At 24.7% G+C, this 13,060-nt stretch carries 11 protein-coding genes; 7 read left to right on the top strand and 4 right to left on the bottom strand.

The genetic code is table 11. The features are described from left to right. Nucleotides 1-179: 179 nt before the first annotated feature. From AB4W62_RS00095 to efp, 3 genes are all read left to right on the top strand, one after another. A complete protein-coding gene (locus tag AB4W62_RS00095) occupies nt 180-473 on the top strand; it encodes a co-chaperone GroES (RefSeq protein WP_367679933.1) in 294 nt (97 codons plus the stop codon). 50 nt (nt 474-523) lie between these two features. Next, nucleotides 524-2,170 (top strand): chaperonin GroEL, encoded by a 1,647-nt coding sequence (gene groL / locus AB4W62_RS00100; protein ID WP_367679934.1) that lies wholly within the window; start codon nt 524-526, stop codon nt 2,168-2,170. An 812-nt stretch (nt 2,171-2,982) separates the two neighbouring features. Next, on the top strand, nt 2,983-3,549 hold the full coding sequence (efp, locus tag AB4W62_RS00105) for an elongation factor P (protein ID WP_367679935.1): 567 nt from the start codon (nt 2,983-2,985) through the stop codon (nt 3,547-3,549). Nucleotides 3,550-3,568: 19 nt separating this feature from the next. On the opposite strand, the gene dnaC is transcribed toward efp, so the two are convergent. Both dnaC and rsmD read right to left on the bottom strand, forming a co-directional pair. Then, nucleotides 3,569-4,309 (bottom strand): DNA replication protein DnaC, encoded by a 741-nt coding sequence (gene dnaC / locus AB4W62_RS00110; protein WP_367679936.1) that lies wholly within the window; start codon nt 4,307-4,309, stop codon nt 3,569-3,571. A 205-nt stretch (nt 4,310-4,514) separates the two neighbouring features. After that, nucleotides 4,515-5,078 carry a 16S rRNA (guanine(966)-N(2))-methyltransferase RsmD gene (rsmD, locus tag AB4W62_RS00115; RefSeq protein ID WP_367679937.1) on the bottom strand — a complete coding sequence of 188 codons (564 nt, stop codon included), beginning with the start codon at nt 5,076-5,078 and terminating at the stop codon, nt 4,515-4,517. 135 nt (nt 5,079-5,213) lie between these two features. On the opposite strand from rsmD, the gene ftsY reads away from it, so the two are divergent. From ftsY to metE, 4 genes are all read left to right on the top strand, one after another. Next, nucleotides 5,214-6,284 (top strand): signal recognition particle-docking protein FtsY, encoded by a 1,071-nt coding sequence (gene ftsY, locus AB4W62_RS00120; protein WP_367679938.1) that lies wholly within the window; start codon nt 5,214-5,216, stop codon nt 6,282-6,284. A gap of 116 nt (nt 6,285-6,400) precedes the next feature. Next, entirely contained in the window at nt 6,401-7,261 is an 861-nt protein-coding gene (gene rpoH, locus AB4W62_RS00125) for an RNA polymerase sigma factor RpoH (RefSeq protein WP_367679939.1), read from the top strand. A gap of 74 nt (nt 7,262-7,335) precedes the next feature. After that, nucleotides 7,336-8,136, top strand: a complete 801-nt coding sequence (locus AB4W62_RS00130; RefSeq protein WP_367679940.1) for a Cof-type HAD-IIB family hydrolase — start codon at nt 7,336-7,338, stop codon at nt 8,134-8,136. Between the two features lie 124 nt (nt 8,137-8,260). Further along, complete coding sequence (metE, locus tag AB4W62_RS00135) at nt 8,261-10,534, top strand: 5-methyltetrahydropteroyltriglutamate--homocysteine S-methyltransferase (protein WP_367679941.1); 2,274 nt, start codon at nt 8,261-8,263, stop codon at nt 10,532-10,534. A gap of 198 nt (nt 10,535-10,732) precedes the next feature. Here the strand turns inward: metE and purH are convergent, their stop codons facing one another. Further along, nucleotides 10,733-12,304, bottom strand: coding sequence for a bifunctional phosphoribosylaminoimidazolecarboxamide formyltransferase/IMP cyclohydrolase (gene purH, locus AB4W62_RS00140; RefSeq protein ID WP_367679942.1), 1,572 nt, complete (start codon nt 12,302-12,304; stop codon nt 10,733-10,735). Nucleotides 12,305-12,415: 111 nt separating this feature from the next. Continuing rightward, nucleotides 12,416-12,688 carry an HU family DNA-binding protein gene (locus AB4W62_RS00145; RefSeq protein WP_367679943.1) on the bottom strand — a complete coding sequence of 91 codons (273 nt, stop codon included), beginning with the start codon at nt 12,686-12,688 and terminating at the stop codon, nt 12,416-12,418. Nucleotides 12,689-13,060 lie beyond the last annotated feature (372 nt).

Here is a 13,060-nt window from a genome sequence, read left to right on the forward strand (position 1 = left end):
TAAATATTATAAATGGGTATTTATCTTTATTTAAAAAAATATTTTTAAATAAAAATGAATCCCCCCTTGAAAATTTCTTGATTCATCCCTATATCAGTTATAGGAAACTTGTTAAAAAATTTAACTTTTTATAAAAAAGTTAATTTTTTTTGGATTTTTAAAAGGAGAAGTTTAAAAAAATGAAAATTCGTCCATTACATGATCGTGTTATAGTAAAAAGAAATGAAGTCGAGTTAAAGTCAGCAGGTGGAATTGTTTTAACTGGTTCTGCAGCAGGGAAATCTACTAGAGGAACAATTACGGCGGTAGGTAATGGAAGAGTATTAGAAAATGGAAAAGTAAAGCCTTTAGATGTAAAGGTAGGAGATGTAGTAATTTTTAATGAAGGATATGGAGCAAAAACTGAAAAAATTGATAATACAGAATTATTAATTTTAACAGAGAGTGATATTTTAGCAGTTGTTGAAGAGTAAAACTAACCAACATATTCACTGATAAAACACTTACTTAAGGGAAATTTCTAATGGCAGCTAAAGATGTAAAATTTGGTAATGAAGCTAGAGTAAAAATGCTTCGTGGAGTTAATGTATTAGCAGATGCAGTTAAAGTTACTTTAGGACCAAAAGGTCGAAATGTAGTACTAGATAAATCTTTTGGAGCACCAAGTATTACTAAAGACGGTGTTTCTGTAGCTAGAGAAATTGAGTTAGAAGATAAGTTTGAAAATATGGGTGCCCAAATGGTAAAAGAAGTAGCATCTAAAGCTAACGATGCTGCAGGAGATGGGACAACAACAGCAACTTTATTGGCTCAGGCAATAGTTAATGAAGGTTTAAAAGCGGTTGCTGCTGGAATGAACCCTATGGATTTAAAAAGAGGAATAGATAAAGCAGTAATTAGTGCTGTAGATGAATTAAAGAAAATGTCAGTTCCTTGTGCTGACGCTAAAGCAATTACTCAAGTAGGAACAATTTCCGCTAATGCTGATGAGAAAGTTGGTTCATTAATTTCAGATGCAATGGAAAAAGTAGGTAATGATGGGGTAATTACTGTAGAAGAAGGAACAGGATTACAAGATGAACTAGAAGTTGTAAAAGGAATGCAATTTGATCGAGGATACTTATCTCCTTATTTTATTAATAAATCTGAAACAGGAATTGTTGAATTAGATAATCCTTATATTTTAATGGCTGATAAAAAAATATCTAATATTAGAGAATTATTACCTTTATTAGAAGCAGTTGCTAAATCGGGAAAACCAATGCTAATTATTTCTGAGGATTTAGAAGGAGAGGCATTAGCTACGCTAGTAGTGAATTCCATGAGAGGAATTGTTAAAATAGCAGCGGTAAAAGCTCCAGGATTTGGAGACAGAAGAAAATCAATGTTACAAGATATTGCTATCTTAACAGGCGGAACTGTTATTTCTGAAGAATTAGCAATGGATTTAGAAAAGTCAAGTTTAGAAGATTTAGGACAAGCAAAAAGAGTAGTTATAAGTAAAGATACTACTACAATTATCGGTGGTATTGGAAATAAAGAATCAATTAAAAATAGAATTCAGCAAATTAGACAAGAAATTTTTGAAGCTACTTCTGATTATGATAAAGAAAAATTAAATGAAAGATTAGCTAAACTCTCTGGTGGTGTTGCCGTATTAAAAGTAGGAGCAGCAACAGAAGTTGAAATGAAAGAGAAAAAAGCACGTGTAGAAGATGCTTTACATGCGACTCGCGCGGCTGTAGAAGAAGGTGTAGTAGCAGGTGGCGGAGTAGCTTTAGTAAGAGTAGCAGAAAAAATCTCCGGTATGCTAGGTCAAAATGAAGATCAAAATGTAGGAATTAGAGTGGCATTAAGGGCTATGGAAGCGCCATTGCGTCAAATAGTTTCTAATTCAGGAGAAGAACCATCTGTTGTTACTAACAATGTTAAAGATGGAAAAGGAAATTACGGATATAACGCAGCGACAGATGAATATGGAGACATGATTCAGTTTGGAATATTAGATCCAACAAAAGTTACTCGTTCTGCATTACAATATGCTTCTTCGGTAGCGGGTTTAATGATTACCACCGAATGTATGGTAACTGATTTACCAAAAGAAGAAAAATCTGATATAGGTGGTGGTTCACCAGCAGGCGGAATGGGCGGAATGGGTGGAATGATGTAATTTTTTTAAAAATTAATTCTGTTTTCCCTAAATATTTAATATTTAGGGAGAACTTAATTCTTATTTAATTAAATTAATTGAAATTTAATTCCATTTATTACTTTTTTTTAAAATTAGTTTTAGAGGTAAAAAAATAAAATATTTTATTTATTACTTTTTTATAAAATATTATTTTATTAATTTATTTTTATAAAAATAAGAAGTTGTTTTATAAATAGGAATTTAAATATTTTTAATAATATTAAAGTTAAATAGCTTATTATTTAGGTTGAAATAAATTGTTCTTGTTACTGTTTATGCTGCATATTAAAATTATTTAATTTAATAAGAAAAATTCTATTTTTTTTTAAATAGTTATGTATTTTTCTCAAATTTTTTTTAATTTATTTCTAAATTATAGTTTCTATATATTTTAAATAAAATTTTTGTTTTTATTAATTTTAAAATTAAATATAATTTATTTATAAACTTTAAAATTCTTTCCCCTTAGTAATTTAGTATAAATTTTATTTTTTTTTTAATATTTTTGATTACTTAATTTTTATTAATAACTAATTTATATCTTTATTTTTTATTTATCAAAAGATTTTTTATTGGAGAAAAAACTTTTTAAATTTTTTTTTTATTAAATTTTGCAGCTATATATGAAAAAAAATAAATTCAATATTTTATTTTTTTGAAAAATAAATCTAAAATAATTAGTTTTAATAAATTAAATTTTTTTTAAAATAAGAAATGATTGTAAGAAAATTTATTACTAAATAATTTTTGTTGTATTCTTCATAATTTTAATTATCTAAAAAAAGGAAAATATGACTACATATAATAGCAATTACTTCCGGTCAGGATTAAAAATTATTTTTGATAAAGAGCCATATATTATAGAAAGCAGCCAATTTGTCAAACCCGGGAAAGGACAATCTTTTGTTAGAGTAAAATTAAGAAGATTATTAACAGGAAAATTAATAGACAAAACTTTTAAGGCCACCGATACATTAAAAAGCGCGGATATTATCGAAGTAACTGTTTCTTATTTATATAACAATAGAAAGTTTTGGTTCTTTATGAATAATAAAACATTTGAAGAAATTTTTACAACAAAAAAAATAATAGGAAATTCTACAAGATGGTTAGTTGAACGGGCAATTTGCACGGCAACTTTATGGAATAAAGAAGTTATTTCAATAACTTTAAGTAACTTTGTAGAATTAAAAGTAATAGAAACACATCCTGGTTTAAAAGGGGATAGTGTAAGTACAGCCACAAAACAAGCTAAATTAATTACTGGAGCTATTATTAAAGTTCCTCTTTTTATCAAAAGTGGAGAGATTATTAAAGTTGATACTAGATCAGGAGAGTATGTAGCAAGAATTCGATAATTTTTATAAAATGTAAATATTAGTATTCATTACCTTTTACATGTTTTCTATAACTATTCCACTCAAACGTTAACCATAAACTTTTACCTAATTTCATTCGATCAATAACTCTTTCTCCTAATAGAGATTTCATTCCTCTATGATCTAAATTAGATAACATACCAGTAGATTTTTTAGAAGAAGATCTTCTATCTACAATTTGATTAATAATTACTTTTTCATATCTAGATTCTGTTTGCATTCCTATTTCATCAATCATGAGTAAATCTACACTACTAAGTTCGTTTAGTAAACGTTCTTCTGTCATCTTAGTATTTCCATTAAATGTACTTTTTATGTTTGACATTAAATCTGCTACCGTTACGATAAGAACACTGTTTCCGTTTAAAATTAAATAATTTCCAATTGCTGAAGCAAGATGGTTTTTTCCTGTACCAGGCCTACCCGAGAAAATAAAACTAGCTATACTGGAATGGAACTCTTCAGCGTACTTTCGAGTTGCTTTCACAACTTTTAAATGTCCTTCATGTTCAATTTTATAATTTTCAAAGGAACAATTTATATATAGTTCTTTTATCCCTGATCTTCCAAGTATTTTTTGCATTTTCATAGCTTTATTTTTTCTAATTATTGATTCAGAATCTATTTTTCCTTGTGCTTGATTCCAATTAAGTAAATCTATTTCATTTTTAAATTTTGGTTGGATATGATTTGGAATTAATTTTTTAATTCTTTTAAAAATATTAGTATAATTTTTCATAAAAAATCTCAACAATTTGTTTGAAAAAAATATTTAGAAATTTAATGTAATATTTCTTTAAAATTAGTTAATGAGTAAAATACTAATTTTTTTTAATATTAGATATTTTTATAGATGATTTTTTAGTGAGTGTATTTTACCATTTTTTGCAAAAAATTAATAAATTTATTTAATAAAAATTCAATTTTACTTAAAAAAAATACTTTTATTTTTTCATATAAAGAAAATATTCATTATTTTTACTTTTTGTACTTTTTATTAACATCCAACTTTTTGGAATATTTATAAAATTATATTTTTTTGATTTTTCTATGTAAATAATGGTATCGGATTTAGTCCAGTTATTTTCTTCTAATAAAAAAATTGTTTTTTGCAACAAATTTTGTTGGAAAGGAGGATCTAAAAAAATTATATCGTAAGAATTCCCTTTCTTTTTTAACCATTTTAAAGTATCGGTTTTAATTACCGATATATTTGGTACGTTCAGTATATTCTTATAAATATAAGAAACAACTATTTTATTGTTTTCTAATAATAAAACTTTATTTGCTCCTCTAGATACTGCTTCTATTCCTAATGCTCCTGTTCCAGCAAAACAATCTAGGCAGTTTGAATCTTTAATTTTTATTTGTAACCATTCAAATAATGTTTCTCTTTTTTTATTAGTAGTAGGTCTATTATTGAAACTCCCTTTTACCTGTAAAAGTTTTTTTTTTAAAAATCCTCCAATGATTCTAATTTTTTTTTGTGTATAATTTTTTTTTTTCATAGAATATATAATTTGTGGGTTTTATATAATTATAACTATCAATATATGATAATATTTATATTTTATAAATAAAAAGATTTGTTTATAATAAAAAATATAAAGAAAATATTTTTAAGTTTTTTAATTGGTTAACTTATGTCGAATAAAAAAGAAAATAGGTTTTTTTCTTGGTTTAAGAAAAAAATAGATAATAAGAGTGTAAATATCCTAAAAGATCTAAAGATAGAAAAGAAAAAAAATCATCATTTCTTAGAAACTAAGAATCAAAATGATTTAATTATCAAAAATAAAAAAAAATCAGATCAATCTATTTTAAAGTTATTTAAAACTTGTTTAATAAAAACAAAAATAAAATTTAAAGAAGGAATAAAAAGTATTTTTTTTGGAGAAAAAGATACTTTTTATTTTGAAGAATTAGAAGAACAATTATTATTAGCCGATGTAGGTATTAAAACTACTAATAAAATTATTGATGAGATAAAAAAAAAGGTAAATTTTTTTGGAAGAAGTAAAAATGAATATTTGTATAGTTTATTAAAAGAAAATATGTTAAATATTCTAAGGGAAGTAGAGAAACCAATCAATATAAATGTAAAAAAACTTTTTGTTATGTTATTAGTTGGAGTTAATGGTGTAGGGAAAACAACTACTGTTGGAAAGTTAGCATATTTTTATAAAAGTATAGGAAAATCAGTTAATATAGTAGCAGGAGATACTTTTAGAGCAGCAGGGATAGAACAATTGCAAGTAATAGGAAAAAAGTATTCCATTCCTGTAATTTCTGAAAAAATTGGAACTGATCCAGCTTCAATAGCATTTAATGCTATTCATTTAGCAAAGAAAAATAAAATAGATATTTTAATTATCGATACTGCAGGAAGATTGCACAATAAAATTCCATTAATGGAAGAGTTAAAAAAAATTAAAAGGGTAATAAAAAAAATAGAAAATATTATTTTTAATCAAACAATATTAGTACTTGATGCTTCTATTGGTCAAAATAGCATGAAGCAGGTAGAATCTTTTAATAAATATTTAGGCCTAAATAGCATTATTCTAACAAAGCTAGATGGAACTTCTAAAGGAGGAATTATCTTTAACTTGGCTAGTACTTTCAAAATTCCAGTTCAGTATATAGGTATAGGAGAAAAAATAACAGATTTATCTTATTTTAAAAGTCAAGAATTTGTTAAAGAAATTTTTTAGTTTTTAAAAGATATTGAAAAAATTTTAGTCTTTGATTTTTTTAAGCAATTACAGTAAGATGTTATTATCTTAGATAATTTAACTTTATATAATATAAAAATTATATCTGGATTTACATGATAAATAAGGTTCAAATTCTATCTATTTCCCCTTTAGGAAATTTAGATGCTTACATTAGAAAAGTGAATTCTTGGCCTATGTTGTCAAGTAAAGAAGAAAAATTTCTTTCTGAAAAATTATATTATCATGGAGATCTAGAAGCAGCTAGAACGTTAATTCTGTCACATTTAAGATTTGTTATTCATATATCAAGAAATTATTCGGGTTATGGTTTGTTACAAGCGGATTTAATTCAAGAAGGCAATATAGGGTTAATGAAATCTGTTCGTAGATTTAATCCAAATTTAAATGTACGTTTAGTTTCATTTGCTGTTCATTGGATTAAATCTGAAATACATGAATATGTTTTAAGAAACTGGAGAATTGTAAAAGTAGCTACTACTAAATCTCAAAGAAAGTTGTTTTTTAATCTTAGAAAAAGTAAACAACGATTAGGATGGTTTAATAATCAAGAAATAGAAGTAGTTGCTAAAGAGCTTGGAGTAAGCATTTCAGATGTAAAGGAGATGGAATCAAGAATGTCGGCACAGGATGTGACATTTAATTTGTCATCTGAAGATGATTCTTTTGGAGAAGGAAAGTTTTTTAATATTAAAACTTATTTAAAAGATCAATCTTCTAATTTTGCTAATCTTTTAGAAGAAGCGAATTGGGAAAAACATGCTACAAATAAGTTAACTAATGCTTTATTAAAGTTAGACGCAAGAAGTAGACATATTATTAATCTTAGATGGTTAAATGAAAATAATAAGATTACTTTACAAGAAATAGCAAATAATTATGGAATTTCTGCAGAACGTGTTAGGCAATTAGAAAAAAATGCAATGAAAAAATTAAGGATTGCGATCGAATCATAAAATTTTGGTTGAATTTTTTATTTAAAATTTTTGTAAAAATTATTTATTTTTGATTTTTTTTGAGATTTTATTTTATGGAATATATAGTCGTTTCAGATTTAGATGGCACTTTACTAGATGATAATTTTCAGTTATCTAATTTTACTAAATTAGTTATAAAAAAGTTAAGTAATAGAGGTATACGTTTTGTAATAGCTACTGGAAGACACTATAGAGATGTGTTAAAGTTTCAAAAAGAATTAGGAATTAATTTTTTTTCTATTACTTCTAATGGCTCAAAAATTTACAATTCTTTAGGTAACTTAATTTTTAGTTGTAATTTTTTATCAGATATTTGTATAAAATTACAAAAAATAAGAATTTTTGATAAAGAAATTTATACGCATATATATAAAAATAATAAGTGGTATATCAATGGAGTTCTTGTTAAAACAAATCAAATTGATATAAATAACATACCTATTTCTTTAGATGTTAAAAATAGAAACATTTTTTCTTCTAATGTAAGTAAGATATATTTTACTTCTATGAATAAAAAAAAAATAAAAATTTTAGAAAAAGAGATTCGTAATAATTTTAAAGATAAAGTAAATACAACTTATTCTTCTCCTCTTTGTTTAGAAATTATGCCTAATAAAATATCTAAAGGTTTTGCTCTAAAATTTTTATCAAATTACTTAAGATTTCATTTGAAAAAATGTATTTCTTTTGGGAATTCTTTGAATGATCAAGAAATGTTAGATATTTCCGGAAAAGCTTATATAATGAATAATTCGGATGAAGATTTAAAAAAATCTTTACCTCATTTAAAATGTATTAAAAATAATTTTGATGATGGAGTAGCTCGTTTTTTAGTTAATTTTTTTAATATCTAATAAAATTTCAAATAACCAATTTTAAACTAATATGTATATAAATATTTTATTTTAAATGTATTAATTTATAAATAAAAATTTATAGAAGTAATTTTTTTTTAAAATTTTTAATAAGGTTTACTTTATGACAGTATTTAATCATATACTTGGTTTTCCAAGAATTGGATCAAAAAGAGAGTTAAAAAAAGCTCAGGAAGAGTATTGGTCTGGCAAGATAACAAAAAAAGAGTTGTTTTCTGTAGGTAAAAAATTGCGGAAAGAAAATTGGAAACAACAAAAAAAATATGGAATTGATTTTTTACCAGTAGGAGATTTTTCTTGGTATGATCAAGTACTAACAACAAGTATGTTTTTAGGAAATATACCAATTCGACATAAAAATTCTGATTCTTCTGTAGATATAGATACGATGTTTCGTATTGCTAGAGGTTCAGCTCCAAAAGGAAAATCTGTTCCTGCTTCTGAGATGACAAAATGGTTTAATACTAACTATCATTATATAGTTCCTGAATTTTATAAAAATCAAGAATTTTCTTATTCTTGGAGTCAATTATTAGAAGAAGTTGATGAAGCTTTATCATTAGGCTATAAAATTAAACCGATTTTATTAGGACCTTTAACATATTTGTGGTTAGGAAAAATTAAAGGTGATTATTTTAATCGAATAGATTTATTACATAAAATATTACCTATTTATAAACATGTTTTGACAGAGTTATCTAATAGAGGTATTTCTTGGGTTCAAATAGATGAACCAATTTTAGGATTAGAACTTTCTAATAAATGGAAAGAAGGTTTTAAATTTGCTTACCGTTTTTTAGGGGATGATTATAAAAATTTATTGTTAACAACTTATTTTGAAGATATTAATCTTAATTTAGATTTAATAGTGCAGTTACCTGTTGCTGGATTACACATAGATTTACTATCTGGAAATTATGATTTATTAGCTTTAAACTCAAAATTACCTAAAGATTGGTTATTATCTTTAGGGATGGTTAATGGACGTAACATTTGGAAAACAGATTTAGTTTATTGGTTTAATAAACTTATGCCAATATTAAGTAAAAGAAAAAATATTTGGGTCGGATCTTCATGTTCATTATTACATTCTCCTATTGATTTAAATCTTGAAAAAAATTTAAATCAAGAAATAAAGAATTGGTTTTCTTTTGCTTTACAAAAATGTTTTGAATTATCTATGTTTTCTAAATCTTTAAATAATAAGGATATAACAGGTATTGAAGAATGGAGTAATTTATTACATACACGAAATGTTTCAGAATTTGTTCATAATAAAAATGTTCAAGATAGATTAGAAAAACTTAATTGTCAAAATTTAGATAGAAAACATCCTTATTCAATACGTTTCTCTAAACAAAAAGAAGCATTGAAATTGCCAATTTTTCCTACTACTACTATAGGGTCTTTTCCTCAAACTGAGTCTATTAGAAAGGTAAGAAGAGATTTTAAAAGTGGTGTAGTTTCTATTGAAAATTATAATAAACATATTCAAGATAATATAAAAAAAGTAATTTCAGAACAAGAATTATTGGATATTGATGTGTTAGTTCATGGAGAAGTTGAACGTAATGATATGGTGGAATATTTTGGAGAAAATTTAAACGGTTTTGTTTTTACTGATTATGGTTGGGTTCAAAGTTATGGATCTCGTTGTGTTAAACCTCCTGTAATTATAGGAGATATTTATCGAACAAAAGCTATTACTGTTAAATGGTCTAAATATGCTCAGTCTTTAACTAACAAATTAGTTAAAGGAATGCTAACTGGTCCAATAACAATTTTATGTTGGTCTTTTCTTAGAGAAGATGTTTCAAAGGAAATAATAGCTAAACAGATTTCATTATCGTTACAAGATGAAGTATCAGATTTAGAATCAGCAGGTATTAAAATTATTCAAATAGATGAACCAGCATTAAGAGAAGGTTTACCGTTAAGAAAAAAAGATTGGGAAAATTATCTTTCTTGGGCAGTGAATGCTTTTAAATTAACATGTGTTAATGTAAAGAGTACTACTCAAATACATACTCATATGTGTTATTGTGAATTTGAAGATATAATGAATGCTATTGTACGTTTAGATGCTGATGTTATCACGATTGAAACATCTCGTTCCGATATGCAATTGTTAGAATTTTTCAAAAACTTTAAATATCCTAATGGGATTGGTCCGGGAGTATATGATATTCACTCTCCTAATGTACCAAAAATTCAAGATATAGAGAAGTTATTAAAAAAAGCATTAACTTATATTTCAAAACAAAATTTATGGGTTAATCCTGATTGTGGTTTAAAAACAAGAACTTGGATTGAAACAAGAAAAGCTTTAAAGAATATGGTGATTGCTGCTAAAAATATGCGATTACATGCATCGTAATCCTGTATAGAAAAATGGTCAAAAAGAAGGCGCTTTTTTTGTAAAAAAGCGCCTTCTTTTTGACCATTTTTCTATACAGGATTACGATGCATGTAATCGCATATTTTTAGCAGCAATCACCATATTCTTTAAAGCTTTTCTTGTTTCAATCCAAGTTCTTGTTTTTTACAATGATAAAAAAATAATTATTTTTATTTTTTAATGTTTGAAATGACGAGAATTAGTAAAAATCATAGCTATTTTATATTTATTAGCTTCTTTTAAGACTTCTTCGTCCCTAATAGAACCGCCTGGTTGTATAATAGTTTTTATATTAAATTTATTTGCTTCTTTAACTGAATCTGAAAATGGTAAAAATGCATCGGATGCCATAATTATATTTTTATAGTTTTTTTTATTTTGATTTAATAATTTCATATTAGCTATTTTAACAGAACATAAACGACTTGTTTGTCCTGCTCCTATTCCAATAGTAACTTGATTTTTTACATAAACGATTCCATTTGATTTAATAAATTTAACTATTTTCCAAGCAAAAATAGCGTCTTTTTTTTCTTTTTCATTTGGAACTCTTTTCGTTGGAATTTTCCATTTATTCATATCAATTAATAACTGATCTTTTTCTTGAATTAAAAGCCCATTCGTTACAGACCTAAAATCTAAAGAATTTTTTTTATTTATAAAATTACCAACAGAAAGTAATCGGATATTTGGTTTTTTTTGAAAAATTTTTAATGATTTTTTAGTAATATCTGGAAAAATAATAACTTCAACAAATTGTTTATTTAATATTTCTACAGCTGTAGAAGAATCCAAAATCTTATTAAAAGCAATAATTCCTCCAAATGCAGAAGATGGATCGCTTTCATAAGCAAGTATATAAGCTTGATGTAAACTTTTTCCACTAGCTACAGCACAAGGATTTCCATGTTTAATTATTACACAAGTAGGTTTAGTAAATTCTTTTACACATTCTAAAGCTATATCAGCATCGTAGATATTATTAAATGATAATTCTTTTCCTTGAATTTTTTTGACATTTCCAATAGATCCAGAAGAAATTTCTTTTTCTACATAAAAAGATCCCTTTTGATGTTGATTTTCTCCATAAGAAAGATTATTTTTTTTAGAAAATTGTAAATTTAATATTTCTGGAAAATTTTCTTTTTTTATTTTTAAGTTATTAACTTTTTTTTCAAAAAAATTAGATATTCCTACTTCATAAATAGCAGTATATTTAAAAGCTTTCATAGCTAATCGCATTCTTTCATTTATAGATAATGTATTTTTTTCAAGATGCTCGTCGAATAATGAATAATCTTTATAATCAACAAGAATTGAAACACGTTCATAATTTTTAGCAGCAGCACGAACTATGGTTGGTCCTCCTATGTCTATATATTTTAAAACTTCTTGTATCTTTTCATTTTTTATCTTTTTTTTTTCATTAAAAGGATAAAAATTAGCTATTACTAGATCAATAGGAATAATAGAGTATTTATTAATAATAGAATCATCTATTCCTTTTCTATATAAAATACCAGCATAAATTTGATAATGTAATGTTTTTAATCGACCATCCATAATTTCTGGAAAATTAATATAACGAGAAATATTTGTAACAGAAATTTTATTTTTTCTTAATAAATTTGCTGTTCCTTCAGTGGAAAATAGTTTAACGTTTTTTTGTATTAATTTTTTAGCAAACTCAACAATTCCTGATTTATCAAATACACTAATTAAAGCAGTTTTAATATTTTTTAATTTCATAGTATTTTATTCTTTTTAATATTTTCAGAAAATTTCAATTTAGTATAATTTTATATTTTCATGTAAATAAGAGGGCTAAATGCCCTCATTTATTTTAAAATTTTTTAAGTATTATTTAACGGCTTCTTTTAAACTTTTACCTGATACAAAACTTGGTATTTTTGTAGCAGAAATTTTGATTTCTTTTCCTGTTTGAGGATTTCTGCCTATTCTTTCCGATCTGTAATTAACTTTAAATGTTCCAAATCCAACTAGTTGTACTGTTTCTCCTTTTTTAAGAGAATTTGTAATAGTTGATAAAGTGGCTTCTAAAAAATTTTTAGTAGTAGTTTTAGGTAAATTAGTAATTTCAGAAATAATATCGATTAGTTGAGCTTTATTCATTTTTTTTCCTTAATTAAATACTTTATTTAAAAATTTAAAAAATATTAATATTTCTTTTTAAATACTTATATATTTTAAAAGAATAAATTTTTAATTAAATATAGATAAACGTGAGGTATGTAAAAACATATATTTTTAAGTCAATTTGGAAATATTTAAAAAAATTTAAAGAAAGTATTCCTACACTAATATTTTTATATTAAAAATAATAGATAGTAGGTAACCCTTTTAATATGATTAAAATTATTAAAAAGTTAAATTTTTTCTTTATCTGTTTCTTTATAGAAACAAATTATTAATGTTTTTAAAGAATGTAAAAATATATAATATATTGTATAATTAATTATTATAATTTAGCAGAATTTTTTTTAT

The sequence above is a fragment of the Buchnera aphidicola (Mindarus abietinus) genome, from assembly GCF_964059085.1.
In the GTDB taxonomy this organism is placed as follows: domain Bacteria; phylum Pseudomonadota; class Gammaproteobacteria; order Enterobacterales; family Enterobacteriaceae; genus Buchnera_A; species Buchnera_A aphidicola_C.